The following is a 17,284-nucleotide window of genomic DNA, read 5'->3' as shown; positions in this document are numbered from 1 at the left end:
ACCTAATACCCTGCCGTTAAATCATCCGGGGAACGCGGATCGGATGCGCCGTACAGCGTGCCATCCGGGCCAACCATAATACTCTGGGTGCTGCCCATCGCCTCTTTCACCGCCACTTTCTGCCCCTTGCTCTCCAGCAGCTTCAGCGTATCCGGGCTGAATCCCTTCTCCACCCGCAGTTCATCCGGCAGCCATTGATGATGGAAGCGCGGAGCGTTAGTGGCTTCCGCGACGTTCATTCCAAAATCGATGGTATTCACCACCATCTGCAGTACGGTAGTGATTATGCGGCTGCCTCCGGGACTACCGGTTACCAGCCAGGTTTTGCCATCTTTCACCACAATCGTTGGCGACATCGACGACAGCGGGCGCTTTTTCGGCTCGACGGCGTTGGCGTCACCGCCCACCAGCCCGTAGACGTTCGGCACGCCGGGTTTAGCCGAGAAATCATCCATCTGATTATTCAGCAGAATGCCGGAGTTCCCCGCCACGATGCCGGTGCCAAAGGTCGTATTCAGCGTATAGGTCACCGCAACGGCGTTACCGTCTTTATCCACCACCGAGAAATGGGTGGTCTGATTGCTTTCGTACGGCGCCAGCTTGCCGGGACGGATCTGGCTCGACGGCTTCGCTTTATTGATATCAATCTGTTCAGCAATCGATTTGGCGTACGCTTTGCTGGTCAGCGCCTGCCACGGCACTTTGACGAAGTCCGGATCGCCAAGGTATTCCGAACGGTCGGCATAGGCGTGTTTTTCAGCTTCCGCCATCACCTGCATGGCATCGGCGCTGCCGAAGCCGTACTTATGCATATCGAAGTTTTCCAGGATATTCAGGATCTGCACGATATGAATGCCGCCGGATGAAGGCGGCGGCATTGAGAACACCTGGTAGCCGCGATATTCGCCGCTCACCGGCATACGTTCGACCGCTTTGTAATTCGCCAGGTCCGCTTTGGTGATAAGCCCGCCGTGATTCTTCATCTCAGCGGCAATCTGGTCGGCAATCACGCCTTTATAGAACGCGTCCGGTCCCAGCTCGGCAATCAGTTCCAGGCTTTTCCCCAGTTGTTTTTGCACCAGCTTATCGCCCTTTTTCAGCGGCTCGCCGTTTTTCCAGAAGATAGCCCGGCTGTTGGCATGGTCGGGGATCACTTCGCTACCGTAGGTTTTCAAGTCATCGGCCAGCGCATCGTTGACCGTGAAGCCCTCTTCGGCCAGCTTAATCGCCGGGCGAATCACTTTGTTGAGCGGCATCGTGCCGTATTTCTCCAGCGCCAGGGAGAAGCCGGCCACGGTACCCGGCGTACCGGAAGCCAGATGCGAGGTCAGCGATTTCTTACTGTCCGGGTTGCCCTGGTCGTCGAGAAACATATCGCGGGTAGCCTGTTCCGGCGCCATCTCGCGGAAGTCGATCGCCGTGGTATTACCGTCTTTGGTACGCAGCATCATAAAGCCGCCGCCGCCGATATTACCGGCCTGCGGATGGGTAACCGCCAGCGCGTAGCCCACCGCCACGGCGGCATCCACCGCGTTGCCGCCCTGACGCAGAATATCCACGCCGACCTTCGTTGCCAGCGCGTCCACCGAGGCCACCATCCCCTGCTGAGCGCGGACCGGATGAAAAACATCTTCCTCTACACCATAAGACACCGGCGGAGGAGCGGGATTTGCCGCGACGGTAAAACTGCCGCCCGCCAGCAACGCAGCGATAACCACCTGACGCCAGAACGTTGTTTTTATCATTGTCATACTCCTGAATGATGTTTTTATTTACCCATAATCCTGGATGATAAGTCTTAAAAAATCATTGTTGTGCCGGAAAGAGGGTAAACTTAAGAGATCCCATGAAAGGGAGGAGAGAACAATGAAAGCTATGTTATATCTGGCGGCGCTGCTGCCGCTGAGCGTCCTGGCGCAGCCGATCAATATCGACAATAACCCCAATCAGCCGGGGTACGTGGTGCCCAGCCAGCAGCGGATGCAAAATCAGATGCAAACCCAGCAAATGCAGCAGCAAAACAATCTGAAACAGAGTATTCAGAACCAGTCGCGCGCGCAGCAGCAGCATCTGCAGACGCAGTTGAATAACGACCGGCAGCGGGTACAGCAGAATGACAACCTGAACCGGCAGCAGCCTCTGCCAAACACCAACGGTGGGATGCTGCAGCGCCAGACGACCCCGTAAGGGCCGCCTGACGCAGGCGCAGATTACGCCGGGAAGTTGGGGCCGATGACGTCAATCGCATCGGTGCAGATGCTGTCCACGCCCCAACGCAGTAGCTCGGCGGCGCGCTGCGGTTTGTTAACGGTATACACCAGAATATGCAGGCCCGTGGCCTTCAGGCTCGCCACGCGCGCTTCATCCAGCAGCTTATGGTTGAGATGAAGAGAGACGCAGCCGAGGCGCGCGGTCAGTTCGCGCCAGTCGTTCCGCCACTCATCCAGCAGCAGCCCGCGCGGCAGCTCGGGGGCGGCTTCCCGCGCGGCTTCCAGGGCATCGATTTCAAACGACGAGAGTAGCGGCGGGGTCATGCCCTGCCAGAGCTCACGCGCCGCCAGCGCTACCGCTTTACCGGTCAGCGGACCGGTACCAGAGGTCGGTTTAATTTCGATATTCGCCATCATGCCGTGCAGACGGCAGCGGTCCGCGACCTCGCTCAGCAGCGGCAGCGGCTCGCCTTTGAACTCGCCGCTGTACCAGCTGCCGGCATCCACTTTCAGCAGATCGTTCCACGTCAGATCGCCCGCCACGCCCCAGCCGTTGCTGGTGCGTTCGAGATTGTCGTCGTGCAGTAAAAAAATCTGCCCGTCTTTCGATAACTTCGCATCAAACTCAATCATCGTATGGCCGTAACGAGCGCCGGTATCGATAGCCGCCAGGGTATTTTCCGGGGCCAGTTTACCGCCGCCGCGGTGGGCGACGATAGGGGGATAAGGCCAGTGACTCATGCGCGTTGTCCTGTTTCACTATCAAAAAGGTGCAGACTTTCCTGCGGCAGATGCAGCCACAGGGTACTGCCCGCCTGCGGTCGCTGCTGGTGCGGCAGCCGGACCACCAGCTTCTGCTCACCCCAGCGCCCGTGGGCGAGGTTATCAGCGCCTAAAATTTCCAGCGTATCCATCACTAGCGGTACGCCACCTTCCGCCTGGGAGCTTAATGCAAAATGTTCCGGACGGATACCCAGCGTCATCTTACGCCCGGCGTAGCGGCGATGTTCGCTGTTGATCGGTAAAAGCATCCCGCCCGCAAGCTCGAAGCGGCTACCGTCGTCGCTGACCCGGCCTTCCAGCAGGTTCATTGCCGGGCTGCCGATAAAGCTCGCCACAAAGCGGCTGGCCGGTTTTTCGTAGACCTCAACCGGTGTGCCAATCTGCTCGGCAACGCCTTTATTCATCACCATCACCCGCTGCGCGAGGGTCATCGCCTCCACCTGATCGTGGGTCACGTACAGCGAGGTGGTTTTCAGTCGACGATGCAGGTGCTGCAGTTCAAGACGCATCTGCACGCGCAGTTTCGCATCAAGGTTGGAGAGCGGCTCATCAAACAGAAATACCGCCGGGTCGCGTACGATAGCCCGCCCCATCGCCACGCGCTGGCGCTGCCCGCCGGAAAGCTCGCGCGGACGGCGCTTCAGCAGGCCATCCAGCTCCAGAATGCGCGCCGCCTCCTGGACGCGCTCAGCAATTAATCCTTTACCCAAACCGCGAATTTTCAGGCCCCACGCCATATTCTCTTCCACGCTCATATGCGGATAGAGGGCGTAGTTCTGGAACACCATCGCAATGCCGCGATCTTTCGGCTCCATTTCGGTGACGCGCTTGCGGTCGATCCAGATATCGCCGCTGGTGACCCGCTCCAGACCCGCCACCATGCGCAGCAGAGTTGATTTTCCGCAGCCCGAGGGGCCCACCATCACAATAAATTCGCCGTCCGCGACGTCCAGCGTCAACGGTTGGATCACCTGGGTTTTGCCATCCCAGCTTTTGGTTACTGCCTGTAGCTTAAGTCCTGCCATTTTATTTCTCACTATCCACTAAACCACGCACAAACGCGCGCTGCATGGCTAAAACGATGACAACTGGAGGAATCAGCGTGAGCAGCATCGCCGCCATCACCTGATTCCACTGCGTGGTGCCCTGGCCGATGGCGATCATCCCTTTGATGCCCGCGACCGCCGTGCCGAGATTCACGTCGGTAATGATCAGCAGCGGCCACAGATACTGGTTCCAGCCGTAGATAAAGGTGATGACGAACAGCGCCGCCAGGTTGGTTTTCGACAGCGGCAGCACGATGTCGCGGAAGAAGCGCATCGGCGACGCGCCATCGATACGCGCCGCTTCAATCAGCTCGTCCGGCAGGGTCATAAAGAACTGGCGAAACAGGAAGGTCGCAGTGGCCGAGGCCATCAGCGGCAACGTAAGCCCGGCATAGCTGTCGAGCATTTTCAGGTTGGCGATCACTTCCACCGTCGGGAAAATACGCACCTCAACCGGCAGCATCAGCGTGATAAAGATCATCCAGAAGAACAGATTGCGCAGCGGAAAACGAAACCAGACGATGGCGAAAGCGGAGAGCATCGAGACCGTAATTTTACCCACCGTAATGCCGAAGGCCATGATGAAGCTGTTGAGCATCATCAGCCAGAACGGCGCACTGTTGGCTCCTACGCCGTTCACCCAGATAAATTTCATGTTTTCGAGCAGATGCCCGCCGGGGATCAGCGTCATCGGCGTGTCAAAGACCGCTTTACTGTCCAGCGTCGCCGCGACAAAGGCGACGTACAGCGGGAACAGAATGACCGCAATCCCTAAAATCAGCATGGTGTGGCTGAAAATCGTCAGCCCGCGACGGTTCTCAATCATTGGTAGCGCACCTTTCTTTCAACGTAGCGGAACTGCACCACCGTCAGAATAATGACGAGGAACATCAGCACCACCGACTGGGCGGCGGAAGCGGAAAGGTCGAGCCCGGCAAAACCTTCACGATAGATCTTATAAATCAGCGTCGTCGTCGCCTGAACCGGCCCGCCGCCGGTTGCGGCATCGATAACCGGGAAGGTATCAAAGAAGGCGTACACCAGATTGACCACCAGCAGAAAAAAGCTCACCGGGGCGATCAGCGGCAACGCCAGCCTGAAGAAGCGGCGAACCGGGCCGGCGCCGTCAATGGCGGCGGCTTCTACCAGCGAGCGAGGAATCGATTGCAGCGCGGCGAAGAAGAACAGGAAGTTGTAACTAATCTGCTTCCACACCGAGGCGAAAACCACGAGGAACATCGCCTGGCCGCTGTTCTGCGCGTGGTTCCAGTCGTAGCCCATCTCACCGAGGAGATGGGTAATTAGCCCGCGGCCGGGGTTGAACAAGAAGATCCACAGCACCGCCGCCACCGCGGGCGCAACGGCATAGGGCAGCAGCATCAGCGTCTGATAGAAACGGCTGCCGCGCACCACGTAATCCACCAGCGCGGCGAAAAATAGCGAGATTAGCAGGCCGCTGACGGTAACCATCGTGCTGAACTTAATGGTGGTCCAGAAGGAGTCCAGGTAGTACGGGTCCTGGAAGAGGGCTAAAAAGTTATCCAGGCCGACAAACTGGCTGGAGAGCCCAAACGGATCGACGCTCTGCAGCGAATACCACAGCGCTTCGCCCGCGGGCCAGATAAAAAAGATGACGGTGATGACCAGCTGCGGCGCGACCAGCAGATAGGGCAGCCAACGCGAGCGGAACACCGGACGGGATGATGACATAGTTAAACTCTGAGTTGGTTTCCCCTCATCCCGGCCCTCTCCCTAAACGGATGAGGGTGAAAAGACGGCTCCGGGCGATCCCCTCTCCCCGGCGGGGAGAGGGTGAGGGGCTGGCTATAAGATTACGACTTCGTTGACTGCTCGAAACGGCGCAGCAGCTGATTACCGCGCTCAACGGCCGCGTCCAGCGCCTGCTGAGGCGTTTTCTTACCGGTCCATACGCTTTCCAGTTCTTCATCAACGATGGTGCGGATCTGCGGCATATTGCCCAGGCGCAGACCTTTGGTGAACGGCAGCGGCGGCTTGTTCAGCATCTGGCGCGTCGCGATATCGGCGCCGGGGTTCTTATCATAGAAACCCTGTTCGCGGGTCAGGTTGTAAGCGGCGGTGGTAATCGGCAGATAGCCGGTTTTCTGATGCCATTCGGCGGCATTTTCCGGCTTAGTCAGGAAATCGAGGAATTTGGCGACCCCGGTATAGGTTTCTTTGTCTTTACCCTGCATCACCCACAGGCTGGCCCCGCCGATAATGGCGTTTTGCGGCGCACCCTTCACGTCGGCGTCGTACGGCATCATGCCTACGCCATAGTTGAACTTCGCATACTGACGGATATCCGCCAGCGAGCCGGAGGAAGCGGTGGTGATGGCGCAGTCGCCGTTATAGAACTTCTCGGTTGACTCGTCTTTGCGCCCAAAGTAGCTGAAGTCGCCTTTCTTGTTCAGCTCTGCGAGCAGGGCGATATGCTTCACCTGCTCTGGCTTGTTGAACTCCAGTACCGCATCGGTACCGTCGAAGCCGTTGTTTTTAGTGGCGACCGGCAGGCCGTGCCAGGCGCTGAAGTTTTCAATCTGGATCCAGCCCTGCCAGCCGCTGGCGTAGCCGCACTTCATCCCGGCGGCCTTCAGCTTCGCGGTATACGCCGCCAGATCCTGCCAGGTTTTCGGCGGCTGTTCCGGGTCTAAACCGGCTTTTTTAAAGGCGTCTTTGTTGTAGTACAGCACCGGCGTGGAGCTGTTAAACGGCTGGGAGAGCAGATGGCCGGTTTTGGAGTCGGTGTAATAACCGGAGACGGTAGGCACGAACTGCGTTTCATCAAACTGAATGCCCGCATCGCTGAACACCTGATAGACCGGCTTTATCGCCTTAGAGGCCATCATCGTCGCGGTGCCGACCTCATAAACCTGCAGAATAGCCGGCGCGTTGCCGGTACGGAAGGCGGCGATGCCGGCGCTCAGGCTCTGTTCGTAGTTGCCTTTGTATACCGGAACAATTTTGTAGTCCGGGTTGGCTGCGTTGAAACGTTGCGCCAGTGAATCAACTTCTTTCCCCAACTCCCCTTCCATGGAATGCCAGAACGGGATAGTGGTTACCGCCAGGGCTTGTCCGGCAAATGCCAGGCTGAGCGCCAGTCCTAAAGCTGTATGTCGTAACGATATCATCGGTTATCTCTCTTGTTGTTCCGGATGCGCGATTTCACGCGTTTTATGTTCGCGGGGGTAACATGACATGCTCGAATGACAGAAAAATAACTATTGCATTACAAAAATATTACAATAAATTGGCAAAAACATGATGAAACGGTGAAAAAAAAGTGGCAGGGAAATGGCAAAGCGAAAAAGAGCGCCCGCGCAGACTACAGATAATCAGGGATCTGTAGTTAAATAGGGTTCGTTAAAGAGCACTCTCCGGCGAGCCGTCACAAGGAAAAATATGAAGACGCTGCATAAACCTACCGAGCGCGTTTTACTCATTCTGGAAACCTTAGCCAACGCGGACGGAATGACGCTTTCCGAGCTATCGCTCAAGACGGATATTTCAAAGGGAACCATTTTCCCGATCCTCAAATCACTGCAGTACCGGAAATATATCAGCCACGACGATCGCAACGGTATTTACACGCTGGGTATCTCATGCGCGGTGCTGGCCAGCTCAACGGTGGAAAAAGAGTTCTGGCTGAAAACGATCAATAGCGAAATGCACGCGGTGGTCAACGAATGCAATGAAGTTTGTCAGCTCGGCATTCTGGATGACGCCTGGGTGCTCTATGTTGATAAAGTCCAGGGCGACCAAACCGTGCAGCTGGTCTCTAAGGTAGGGACTCGCCTTCCGGCGATCTGCTCTGCGCTGGGCAAAGCGCTGCTGCATAAGCACCGCGACGAAGAGATTCTCGAGCTCTATCCGCAGGGTTTTCCCTCCGTTACCGCCCGCAGCGTGACCAATATGGCTCAGCTTCGCCAGCAGCTGGAACGGGTCGCCGCCAGCGGTTATGCCATGGACGATCGGGAAATCAACGATGACACTATTTGCTTCGCGGTGCCGCTGCTGCAGAAAGGCGTCATTCTGGCGGCGATCAGCGTCTCCTTGCCCTCTTTCCGCGCCAGCGATGAGAAAACGCAGCAGGTCATTCGCGCGTTAAAAGAGGCAAAGGGTCGTATTGAGAGCGTGCTCAACAAGCTGCCGGATATCAAAAATTACTGATTTATTCGCCAACGGCGCCAGCGTAATTGTGATTACCCACACAATACCGATATTTAATGATCCACCGCGGCGCCCGATTCTTCTGCATAATTCCCCGTCTATTCATTGATTTAACCAATCATCCATACGTCTTTTGCGTCATTTGACTTCACGTCGAGGGCATGTTTACTTATGCCTAATCGCAAATACAAACACAGTTTGTATATACGAACAAACAAAGAGGTTAAATATGCAAAGTCGTTATATCACCCCGGCAATAACGGTTTTTGATGAGCAGGGCAGACTGGATCCTGACGGAAACTTTCGCCTGTACGATTTCATTAAAAACAGCGTATCGGGATTTGTCGTCATGGGCAGTACCGGCGAGTTTTTCTCGCTGGATATGAAAACATCCCGTCAGATAATTCAAATGGCGGCAGAATTCCCCCGTCAGGGAATAAAGGCCTATGCGGGAGCCAGCCGCATGGATATTGACGAATGCGTAGAGCTGGCAAACTACGCTGATGAGTGCGGGCTGGATGGCGTCATGATTATCAGCCCGTGGTACTTCCGCCTGACGGATGAAGGCATTTATACCTTTTATAGCCAGATTGCTCGCCGCACCGCCGCCAAAATATTCATCTATAACTTTCCGGAGCGCACCGGCTATTCCGTCTCGCCGGAGGTCTGTTTACGACTCGCCAGAGAGTTCCCAAACATTATCGGTCTTAAAGATACTATTCCGGACACCAATCATACGTCGCAGGTGATTCGCCAGGTAAAATCTGAGCTGCCGTATTTTGAAGTCTACGCCGGTTATGACAATAACTTCGCGCACAATGTCCTGTCAGGAGGCAATGGATGTATCGGCGGGTTATCCAATATTTGCCCTGAGCTATTCCGCGACTGGATGCAGGCATTTAGCGATAACGATTTACCGCAAATTAGGCGGTATCAACAAAAAGTGGATGGGTTAATGGATATTTACGCGGTTAACGATCCGTTCATTCCAACATTTAAAAAAGCATTACAGCTGCGCGGAATTATTCAGTCCGACCGCTGCACGCCACCGTTTAGCTCGCTCGCCACCTGCCAGACCGAAAGTATTCAGCGGATACTTTCCCGTGCGGGTATTGAAATTAATGCCTGACCCCTACGTGGAGGTATTATGAAAACCATCACAGCTTACGATAATCCGGCCCTCAATTCAGCGATTACCAAATCATGGAAGCGTCTGGTGCCGCTGATGTTTATTTTGTACTTCATCGCCTTTATCGACAGGGTGAACGTGGGATTCGCCAAAGAGGCGATGCAGGTGGATATTGGGCTCTCCAATTCCGCTTTTGCTCTCGGCGCGGGGATCTTTTTCGCCGCCTATGCGCTGTTTGGCATTCCTGCCAACCTGATTTTGAATAAAATTGGTGCACAGAAATGGTTAAGTATCACCACCGTGCTGTGGGGCGTCCTCTCTGCCCTTACCGGGCTGGTGCAGACGGAAACCCAGTTTATCGTTCTGCGCTTTTTACTGGGATTAGGCGAAGCCGGTTTTTATCCCGGTATCCTGCTGCTGGCCTCCATCTACTTTCCCAATAAAGTTCGCGCCTCCGTCGTCGGTATTTTCGTACTCGGCGTACCGCTGGCGTTAACCTTAGGCTCGCCTATCTCCGGGGCGCTTCTGGAAATGCACGGCTTCCTCGGCAGGCCCGGCTGGTTCTGGATGTTCTTTATCGAAGGCATTCCGGCGGTCATCATGGGGATCTTCGCCTGGTTCTGGCTTGACGATACGCCAGCCAAAGCGCGCTTCCTCAACGACGAAGAGAAAAAGGCGCTGATTGCCCAGCTTCAGCAGGAGCAGCGGCAGACGGAAACCAGCAGCGTCGGCACCGCGCTGAAAAGCCTGAAAGTCTGGCACCTGGCGCTGATCTACGGCACCATCCAGATCAGCGTTTACGGGCTGATGTTCTTCCTGCCTTCGCAAGTCGCCTCGCTAATGGGCTCCACGCTCGGCTTTAAGGAGTCGCTGGTCGCCGCCATTCCCTGGGCCTGCTCCGCCGTCGGCGTCTATTACATTCCGCGTCTGGCGGACAAAATGCCGGCCCGCCGGGTACTGATTTCGGTCATCTGTATGCTGGCTGCGGCGCTGGGGCTGTTTGTTTCCGCCTGGTCCGGCCCGGTACTCGCCATTGCCGCGCTCTCGCTGTCGGCCATCGGCTTCCTCTCCGTGCAACCTATCTTCTGGACTTTCCCGGCGCAGATTGTGTCAGGCTCAGCGCTGGCCGCCAGTATCGGCTTTTGCACCACCATGGGCGCATTTTGCAGCTTCCTCGCGCCGCTGATTCGCGTTGAGGTCGATGCCTTCTTCGGCAACGATTCGGCGGGGCTGGTCGCCTTGTCGCTTATCACCGTCTGCTGTGCGCTGCTGATTGCCGCCCTCGCGGGAAGAAAAGCGACAAACGGCGTCGCGGTCCCCCATCACTAAGTCCTGACGCGCGTATAACAAAGGATAAATAACATGCAGACCATCTTAAAAATTGACCCTACCGATAACCTGATCGTTGCGCTGCAGGACTTACGCAAAGAGCAGCAGGTAAACTGGAACGATGAAGCCTACGTTCTGCGTAGCGATGTCAAAGCCAAGCATAAATTCGCCACCGAGGATATTGCGCCCGGCGATATCGTTTCGCTGTACGGCGTACCGGTCGGCAAAGCGACGCGGCCCATTGCCCGCGGCGAAGCCATCACTACCGACAATATCAAACACTACGCGGCCCCGGTTTCGCTTAACGACGTCGCGCCTTATGACTGGCAGCAGCCCGATGTGTTCGCCTGGCAGCAGCGGACGTTTAAGGGGATCGTTCGTGAAGATGGCCGGGTCGCCACCGCGAACTACTGGCTGGTCATTCCGCTGGTATTCTGTGAAAACCGCAACGTTCAGCGCGTCACCGACGCATTAAACGACGCTCTCGGCTACGCCAATAACGGCCTGAAAAATTTTGCTCGCCAGGTGACCTCGGCGGGGGCCTTAAACGATACCCGGCATCTGCCCTTCCCGCATCTTGACGGTATCCGCTGTATTACCGTCAACTCCGGCTGCGGCGGCGCCACCTCGGACAGCATGACCATGTGCGACGTGCTGGCCGCCTATTCCGATCATCCCAACGTTCTTGGGGTGACGGTCTTTGCCCTCGGCTGTGAAAAAGCGCGAATTGTCGATTTCAAGGCCGCGCTGGCGAAGCGCAACCCGAACTTCAGCAAACCGATTATTTATTTCAGGCAGCAGGACTGGAGTAGCGAAGAAAAAATGATGCAGGATGCGTTGACCGAAACCTATAACGCGATCCGCGAAGCCCCCGTCGCCGAGCGGCAGAACGTCCCACTCTCCCGGCTCAAAATCGGCGTGAAGTGCGGCGCCTCCGACGGTTTCTCGGGGATCAGCGCAAACCCGGCGATGGGTGAGGTTTCAGATCGTCTTGTCGCCCTCGGCGGCGCGTCGGGGCTGGCGGAATTCCCCGAGCTGTGCGGCGCGGAAGGGGATATCGTTCAGCGCTGCACGACCCGCGAGCTGAAAGAGAAGTTTCTGTCGCTGATGAAAAACTATGAGCATGTCGCGAACTTCTTCGGCACCACCATCGCCGATAATCCCAGCCCGGGAAACATTGCCGATGGGCTGATCACTGACGCTATCAAATCCGCCGGCGCGGCGAAAAAAGGCGGCAGGGCGCCGGTAAGCGCGGTATGCGACTATGCCGAACCGATGGGAGAAAGCGGCCTTTCGCTGGTCTGTACGCCGGGCAACGATGTGGATGCGGTAACGGGCCTGGTCGCGGCGGGGTGCAACGTGGTGATCTTCTCAACCGGGTTAGGTACGCCGACGGGAAACCCCATCGTGCCGGTGCTTAAGGTTTCAACCAACTCCGCGCTGGCGAAAAAGATGCCGGACATTATCGATTATGACTGCGGGCCGATTATCGAAGGTACGCCGCTGGCGGACATCGCCGACGGCCTGTTTGAGAAAATCATCGCCACCGCCAGCGGAACCTGGCGCACCAAAGCGGATGCGCTCGAACAGTATGATTTTATGTTGTGGAAGCGCTCTCTGGAGCTGTAGGAATCCAGCAAAACGCCCGGCAGACGCCGGGCGTTTTGACTTCACTAGCCGCCCAGATAGGCGCTACGTACCGCTTCATTCGCCAGCAGCGCGTCGCCGGTATCCTCCAGCACCACGTGGCCGTTTTCCAGCACGTAGCCGCGGTCGGCCAGCTTCAGCGCCTGGTTGGCGTTCTGCTCGACGAGGAAGATGGTCATCCCCTGCTCGCGCAGCTGTTCAATGGTGTCGAAGATTTGCTGAATGATGATCGGCGCCAGACCGAGCGAAGGCTCATCCAACAGCAGCAGGCGCGGCTGGCTCATTAGCGCGCGACCGATGGCCAGCATCTGCTGCTCGCCGCCGGACATGGTGCCCGCCCGCTGAACCCGACGCTCATGCAGGCGCGGAAACAGCTCATAGACCCACTTGATGCGGGTCTGGAACTGGTCGCGGTCGGCAAAGAAACCGCCCATCGCCAGGTTCTCTTCCACCGTCATCCGCGAGAAGACGCGACGCCCTTCCGGTACAATCGCCACCGCTTCGCGCATGATTTTCGCCGTCTGCCAGTCGGTAATATCTTTACCGTCGAACACCACGCGTCCGCTGGAGGCGCGCGGGTCGCCGCACAGGGTGCCCAGCAGGGTGGTTTTCCCCGCGCCGTTCGCGCCAATCAGGGTGACAATCTCTCCCTGATTGATATGCAGGCTGACGTTGTGCAGCGCCTGGATCTTGCCGTAGTGCGCGCTGACGTTGTCAAAAGATAACATCACTTTTTCCATCTTATGCCTCACCAAGGTATGCGCGGATCACGTCCGGGTTGTTGCGGATCTCTTCCGGCGTACCGTTGGCCAGCGGCGTACCCTGGTTTACCACGTAAATACGGTCGGAAATGCCCATCACCAGCTTCATATCGTGCTCAATCAGCAGGATAGTGGTGTTGTGATGGCTGCGCAGCTCGGCGATCAGTTCGTCCAGCTCTTTGGTCTCTTTCGGGTTCAGCCCCGCCGCCGGTTCATCCAGCATCAGGATTTCCGGCTGAGTCACCATACAGCGGGCAATCTCCAGACGACGCTGATCGCCGTAGGCCAGGTTACTGGCCTGACGGTTGGCGTGTTCAAGCAGGCCGATACGCTCAAGCCAGGTCGCGGCGCGATCGAGCGCTTCGCTCTGGGCGCGGCGGAAGGATGGCGTCTTCAGCAGGCCGGAGAAAACCCCGGTTTTCAGCTGCTGATGCTGCGCCACCAGCAGGTTTTCAATCACCGTCATTTCGCGGAACAGACGCACGTGCTGGAAAGTTCGCACTACGCCCATGCGGGCGATCTGCTGGCCCGGCAGCCCTTCCAGGTGCTGGTCGCGCAGCATAATGGTGCCGCCGGTTGGCTTATAGAAACCGGTCAGGCAGTTGAAGACGGTGGTTTTGCCCGCGCCGTTAGGGCCGATAAGCGAAACGATTTCCCGCTCGCGCAGCTCCAGCGACACATTGTTGACCGCCAGCAGGCCGCCAAAACGCATCATCAGACCGTTTACGGATAATAATGGCTGACTCATGCCTGCTCTCCTTCTTTGGCCTGCCCATTTTTCAGCTTCAGCTGTGGACGGGTCATCGGCAGAAGCCCCTGCGGACGCCAGATCATCATCAGTACCATCAGCGCACCCAGCATCAGCATGCTGTATTCATTGAAATCACGCATCAGCTCGCGCGAAACTACCAGCAGAACCGCCGCCAGGATCACCGCGAACTGCGAACCCATACCGCCGAGAACCACAATCGCCAGCACAAAGGCCGACTCGGCGAAGGTAAAGGATTCCGGGCTGACGAAGCCCTGACGGGCGGCGAACAAGGTGCCGGCAAAACCGGCAAACGCGGCGCTGATGGTAAAAGCGGTCAGCTTGATGCGCGTCGGGCTGAGGCCCAGCGAGCGACAGGCGATTTCATCTTCGCGCAGCGCTTCCCACGCGCGGCCCAGCGGCATCCGCAGCAGACGGTTAATCACGAACAGACTTAACACCACCAGCAGCAGAGCGACCAGGTAGAGGAAAATGACGCGATCGGAGGGGTCGTACTTCACGCCAAAGAAGTTGCTGAACGTATCCCAGCCGCCTTCACGGGCGCTGCGGCTAAATTCAAGGCCGAAGAGCGTCGGTTTTGGGATCTGGCTAATGCCGTTCGGGCCGCCGGTTATTTCGGTGTTGTTAAGCAGCAGGATGCGCACGATTTCGCCGAAGCCGAGCGTGACAATCGCCAGATAGTCGCCGCGCAGACGCAGGACCGGGAAGCCAAGCAGGAAGCCCGCTGCCGCCGACACCAGCCCCGCCAGCGGCAGACAGGTCCAGAACCCCAGGCCGTAATAGTGGTTCAGTAGCGCAAAGGTATAGGCGCCGATGGCATAAAAGCCGCCGTAGCCCAGCACTAACAGGCCGGAAAGCCCCACCACCACGTTAAGTCCCAGGCCGAGGATGATATAGATCATCGTCAGGGTAGCGATATCCACCGTCCCGCGCGACACCATAAACGGCCACGCCACGGCGATAACCAGCAGGGCGATCAGGAACAGCTTCTGTTTTACCGTCGAACCGTCGATAGCCGGCAGAATAAACTTCGGCCCTGAGACGTTCTTAATGGTTTTCTGGAAAACAGGACGCAGCAGCTGGAAGAAGAAGACCACTGCGGTACCGATATAGATCCACTGCCAGCGGATATCGGCGGCGGTATCCACCACCAGTTTGGTGCCATCCAGCTCCAACTGCACGCCCATAAAGACGCCCGCCAGAATAAAGAACATCACCGCGGACAGCAGCGCCATCGCAAAATGCATCGGTTTCATACTTTTTCTACCTCCGGACGACCCAGGATACCGGTAGGCATCACCAGCAGAACCAGGATCAGCAGCGCGAAGGAGACCACGTCTTTATATTCCGTGCTGAGATAGGCAGAAGAGAGCGCTTCGGCGATACCGAGGATCAGCCCGCCGATCATCGCCCCAGGAATGCTGCCGATACCGCCAAGAACCGCCGCGGTGAAGGCCTTCATCCCGGCCATAAAGCCGATGTACGGGTTGATAACGCCGTAAAACTGACCGAGCAGAACCCCGGCAACCGCCGCCATTGCCGCACCGATAACAAACGTCAGCGCAATCACGCGGTCGGTGTTAATCCCGAGCAGGCTGGCCATTTTCAGATCTTCCGCGCAGGCGCGGCAGGCGCGCCCCATGCGGGAATAGCGGATAAACAGCGTCAGCGCCAGCATCGCGATAAATGTCACCACCCAGATAACCAGCTGCATGGTGGTAATGGTCGCGGAGAAGTTGTCGCTGCTGCCCACCGTCCACTGGCCGTTAAACAGGCTTGGCAGCGCGACATCGCGCGAACCTTCCGTCAGGCTGACGTAGTTTTGCAGGAAGATGGACATCCCGATGGCGGAGATCAGCGCAATCAGGCGTTTGGAGCTGCGCACGGGCCGGTAGGCCACGCGTTCGATACTCCAGCCGTAGGCGCTGGCAATGACGATAGCGCCGACGAATCCGGCGGCAACCAGCAGCCAGCTGGTATCAATGCCCATCATCATCAGGGCGGCAATGATCATGAAGGAGACGTAGCTGCCAATCATATAGACCTCGCCGTGGGCGAAGTTGATCATGCCGATAATGCCGTACACCATGGTATAGCCGATGGCAATCAGCGCGTAGGTGCTTCCCAGCGTGACGCCGTTAAACATCTGCTGCAGAAAATAGAGAAACTGCTCGGACATAAGGTAACCTTTTTCTACCCGCCCGCTTTGCGCGGGCGGTGGGATAACTTGTCTTATGGCTTATTTCGCGAGGGTTGATGACCCATCCGCGTGCCACTGGAAGACACCAAACTCAAATCCCTTCAAATCGCCTTTTTCGTCCCAATTCAGCGGCCCAATCACGGTTTTCGCGCCGTGAGCTTTCAGATCTTTGATTAAATCCAGCGGCTCCTGGCTTGCGGCCCGGTCCATCGCCTGCGCCAGAGACTGCACGGCGGCATAGGTGATCCAGACATACGGACCGCTCGGGTCTTTCTTCTCTGCTTTGAGCGCGTCAACGATAGCGCTGTTGGCCGGGTCCTGGTCATAGCGTTTCGGCATCGTGACCAGCATCCCTTCCGCCGCATCGCCCGCGATGTTGGACAGCGACGCGTTACCCACGCCTTCCGGGCCCATAAACACGGTTTTCAGGCCCACGGAGCGCGCCTGGCGCAGCATCTGGCCCATTTCCGGGTAGTAACCGCCGTAGTAAACGAAGTCGATATTCTCTTTTTTCAGGCGCGCCAGCAGCGCGGAGAAGTCTTTTTCACCGGCGGTAATGCCGTCGAAGAAGACGATATTCGCGCCGCCTTTTTTCAGGCTCTCCTGGACAGAACGCGCCAGGCCTTCACCGTACTGCTGCTTATCATGAATGATAGCAATACGCTGCGGTTTGACGGTTTCCATGATGTATTTTGCGGCGGTCGGCCCCTGCGAAGAGTCCAGACCGGCGGTACGCATGATGTACTGATAGCCGCGCTGGGTCAGCTCCGGGTTGGTTGCTCCCGGGGAGATCATCAGAATGCCTTCATCTTCATAGATATCGGATGCCGGCTGAGTGGAAGAAGAACACAGGTGGCCGATAACGTACTGAATACCGTCATTGACGATTTTATTCGCCACCGCAACGGCCTGTTTCGGGTCGCAGGCGTCATCGTACTCCACGGCAACCAGCTTATCGCCCTTGATGCCGCCCTGGGCGTTAATATCTTTGATCGCCTGGCGCGCGCCGTTGAATTCCATATCGCCCCACTGGGCTACCGGGCCAGACATTGCGCCAACAACGGCGACCTTAATATCTTTGGCAAAAGCCGCCTGGGACATCGCCAGTGCGACTAACCCCGCGATAACCGTTTTCGCGTTCCTTTTCATGCTGCAGAACCCCGTTCGTGATGTGGTGTAAATATTTTGTATTTTTATGGTTAAAAAGCATTCTGTGCTTTTA

General features: G+C 57.0%; 16 protein-coding genes. 5 read left to right on the top strand and 11 right to left on the bottom strand.

The window, feature by feature from the left end; genetic code table 11:
- Nucleotides 1-2: 2 nt before the first annotated feature.
- On the bottom strand, nucleotides 3-1,745 hold the full coding sequence (ggt, locus tag ACE3MN_RS01675) for a gamma-glutamyltransferase (RefSeq protein ID WP_004870203.1): 1,743 nt from the start codon (nucleotides 1,743-1,745) through the stop codon (nucleotides 3-5).
- A 121-nt stretch (nucleotides 1,746-1,866) separates the two neighbouring features.
- Here ggt and ACE3MN_RS01670 point away from each other — a divergent pair, with 121 nt between their 5' ends.
- Entirely contained in the window at nucleotides 1,867-2,187 is a 321-nt protein-coding gene (locus ACE3MN_RS01670; protein WP_004870201.1) for a DUF2756 family protein, read from the top strand.
- 23 nt (nucleotides 2,188-2,210) lie between these two features.
- Here the strand turns inward: ACE3MN_RS01670 and ugpQ are convergent, their stop codons facing one another.
- From ugpQ to ugpB, 5 genes are all read right to left on the bottom strand, one after another.
- Nucleotides 2,211-2,951: a glycerophosphodiester phosphodiesterase gene (gene ugpQ, locus ACE3MN_RS01665; RefSeq protein WP_375364241.1), complete on the bottom strand. Its 741-nt coding sequence runs from the start codon at nucleotides 2,949-2,951 to the stop codon at nucleotides 2,211-2,213.
- Nucleotides 2,948-4,018: a sn-glycerol-3-phosphate import ATP-binding protein UgpC gene (locus ACE3MN_RS01660; RefSeq protein ID WP_004126131.1), complete on the bottom strand. Its 1,071-nt coding sequence runs from the start codon at nucleotides 4,016-4,018 to the stop codon at nucleotides 2,948-2,950. The genes ugpQ and ACE3MN_RS01660 overlap by 4 nt, the downstream gene beginning before the upstream one ends.
- A 1-nt stretch (nucleotide 4,019) precedes the next feature.
- Nucleotides 4,020-4,865, bottom strand: a complete 846-nt coding sequence (ugpE, locus tag ACE3MN_RS01655) for a sn-glycerol-3-phosphate ABC transporter permease UgpE (protein WP_004116045.1) — start codon at nucleotides 4,863-4,865, stop codon at nucleotides 4,020-4,022.
- Nucleotides 4,862-5,749, bottom strand: a complete 888-nt coding sequence (gene ugpA, locus ACE3MN_RS01650; protein ID WP_004870196.1) for a sn-glycerol-3-phosphate ABC transporter permease UgpA — start codon at nucleotides 5,747-5,749, stop codon at nucleotides 4,862-4,864. The genes ugpE and ugpA overlap by 4 nt, the downstream gene beginning before the upstream one ends.
- 122 nt (nucleotides 5,750-5,871) lie before the next feature.
- Complete coding sequence (ugpB, locus tag ACE3MN_RS01645; RefSeq protein WP_004870193.1) at nucleotides 5,872-7,188, bottom strand: sn-glycerol-3-phosphate ABC transporter substrate-binding protein UgpB; 1,317 nt, start codon at nucleotides 7,186-7,188, stop codon at nucleotides 5,872-5,874.
- Nucleotides 7,189-7,459: 271 nt separating this feature from the next.
- Here ugpB and ACE3MN_RS01640 point away from each other — a divergent pair, with 271 nt between their 5' ends.
- From ACE3MN_RS01640 to ACE3MN_RS01625, 4 genes are all read left to right on the top strand, one after another.
- Nucleotides 7,460-8,227, top strand: a complete 768-nt coding sequence (locus ACE3MN_RS01640; RefSeq protein WP_004870191.1) for an IclR family transcriptional regulator — start codon at nucleotides 7,460-7,462, stop codon at nucleotides 8,225-8,227.
- A 229-nt stretch (nucleotides 8,228-8,456) separates the two neighbouring features.
- Entirely contained in the window at nucleotides 8,457-9,356 is a 900-nt protein-coding gene (locus ACE3MN_RS01635) for a dihydrodipicolinate synthase family protein (RefSeq protein ID WP_004870189.1), read from the top strand.
- 18 nt (nucleotides 9,357-9,374) lie between these two features.
- Nucleotides 9,375-10,685: an MFS transporter gene (locus tag ACE3MN_RS01630; RefSeq protein WP_024359817.1), complete on the top strand. Its 1,311-nt coding sequence runs from the start codon at nucleotides 9,375-9,377 to the stop codon at nucleotides 10,683-10,685.
- A gap of 33 nt (nucleotides 10,686-10,718) precedes the next feature.
- On the top strand, nucleotides 10,719-12,314 hold the full coding sequence (locus tag ACE3MN_RS01625) for a UxaA family hydrolase (RefSeq protein WP_024359816.1): 1,596 nt from the start codon (nucleotides 10,719-10,721) through the stop codon (nucleotides 12,312-12,314).
- 44 nt (nucleotides 12,315-12,358) lie between these two features.
- On the opposite strand, the gene livF is transcribed toward ACE3MN_RS01625, so the two are convergent.
- From livF to livK, 5 genes are read right to left on the bottom strand one after another with little or no spacing between them, the layout of a single operon-like run.
- A complete protein-coding gene (livF, locus tag ACE3MN_RS01620) occupies nucleotides 12,359-13,072 on the bottom strand; it encodes a high-affinity branched-chain amino acid ABC transporter ATP-binding protein LivF (protein ID WP_004126158.1) in 714 nt (237 codons plus the stop codon).
- 1 nt (nucleotide 13,073) lies between these two features.
- On the bottom strand, nucleotides 13,074-13,841 hold the full coding sequence (livG, locus tag ACE3MN_RS01615) for a high-affinity branched-chain amino acid ABC transporter ATP-binding protein LivG (RefSeq protein WP_004126165.1): 768 nt from the start codon (nucleotides 13,839-13,841) through the stop codon (nucleotides 13,074-13,076).
- On the bottom strand, nucleotides 13,838-15,118 hold the full coding sequence (gene livM / locus ACE3MN_RS01610; protein ID WP_004126168.1) for a branched chain amino acid ABC transporter permease LivM: 1,281 nt from the start codon (nucleotides 15,116-15,118) through the stop codon (nucleotides 13,838-13,840). Before livM ends, livG begins: the two co-directional genes overlap by 4 nt.
- A complete protein-coding gene (gene livH, locus ACE3MN_RS01605) occupies nucleotides 15,115-16,041 on the bottom strand; it encodes a high-affinity branched-chain amino acid ABC transporter permease LivH (protein WP_004106541.1) in 927 nt (308 codons plus the stop codon). The genes livM and livH overlap by 4 nt, the downstream gene beginning before the upstream one ends.
- A 60-nt stretch (nucleotides 16,042-16,101) precedes the next feature.
- Complete coding sequence (gene livK, locus ACE3MN_RS01600) at nucleotides 16,102-17,211, bottom strand: high-affinity branched-chain amino acid ABC transporter substrate-binding protein LivK (protein ID WP_004133035.1); 1,110 nt, start codon at nucleotides 17,209-17,211, stop codon at nucleotides 16,102-16,104.
- Nucleotides 17,212-17,284: the final 73 nt, after the last annotated feature.

The organism is Klebsiella grimontii, assembly GCF_042137965.1.
Taxonomy (GTDB): Bacteria; Pseudomonadota; Gammaproteobacteria; order Enterobacterales; family Enterobacteriaceae; genus Klebsiella; species Klebsiella grimontii.
Note: the sequence above shows the minus strand (reverse complement) of the source record. Positions and strands in the feature narration are given on the sequence as shown.

Bases quoted from the DNA above. Each gene is read 5' to 3' on its own strand.
- ACE3MN_RS01630 (WP_024359817.1), top strand. From the start codon at position 9,375: ATGAAAACCATCACAGCTTACGATAATCCGGCCCTCAATTCAGCGATT.
- ACE3MN_RS01625 (WP_024359816.1), top strand. From the start codon at position 10,719: ATGCAGACCATCTTAAAAATTGACCCTACCGATAACCTGATCGTTGCG.
- livG (WP_004126165.1), bottom strand. From the start codon at position 13,841: ATGAGTCAGCCATTATTATCCGTAAACGGTCTGATGATGCGTTTTGGC.
- ACE3MN_RS01670 (WP_004870201.1), top strand. From the start codon at position 1,867: ATGAAAGCTATGTTATATCTGGCGGCGCTGCTGCCGCTGAGCGTCCTG.
- livM (WP_004126168.1), bottom strand. From the start codon at position 15,118: ATGAAACCGATGCATTTTGCGATGGCGCTGCTGTCCGCGGTGATGTTC.
- ACE3MN_RS01635 (WP_004870189.1), top strand. From the start codon at position 8,457: ATGCAAAGTCGTTATATCACCCCGGCAATAACGGTTTTTGATGAGCAG.
- ugpB (WP_004870193.1), bottom strand. From the start codon at position 7,188: ATGATATCGTTACGACATACAGCTTTAGGACTGGCGCTCAGCCTGGCA.
- ugpQ (WP_375364241.1), bottom strand. From the start codon at position 2,951: ATGAGTCACTGGCCTTATCCCCCTATCGTCGCCCACCGCGGCGGCGGT.
- ACE3MN_RS01640 (WP_004870191.1), top strand. From the start codon at position 7,460: ATGAAGACGCTGCATAAACCTACCGAGCGCGTTTTACTCATTCTGGAA.
- ugpA (WP_004870196.1), bottom strand. From the start codon at position 5,749: ATGTCATCATCCCGTCCGGTGTTCCGCTCGCGTTGGCTGCCCTATCTG.
- livK (WP_004133035.1), bottom strand. From the start codon at position 17,211: ATGAAAAGGAACGCGAAAACGGTTATCGCGGGGTTAGTCGCACTGGCG.
- livF (WP_004126158.1), bottom strand. From the start codon at position 13,072: ATGGAAAAAGTGATGTTATCTTTTGACAACGTCAGCGCGCACTACGGC.
- ACE3MN_RS01660 (WP_004126131.1), bottom strand. From the start codon at position 4,018: ATGGCAGGACTTAAGCTACAGGCAGTAACCAAAAGCTGGGATGGCAAA.
- livH (WP_004106541.1), bottom strand. From the start codon at position 16,041: ATGTCCGAGCAGTTTCTCTATTTTCTGCAGCAGATGTTTAACGGCGTC.
- ggt (WP_004870203.1), bottom strand. From the start codon at position 1,745: ATGATAAAAACAACGTTCTGGCGTCAGGTGGTTATCGCTGCGTTGCTG.
- ugpE (WP_004116045.1), bottom strand. From the start codon at position 4,865: ATGATTGAGAACCGTCGCGGGCTGACGATTTTCAGCCACACCATGCTG.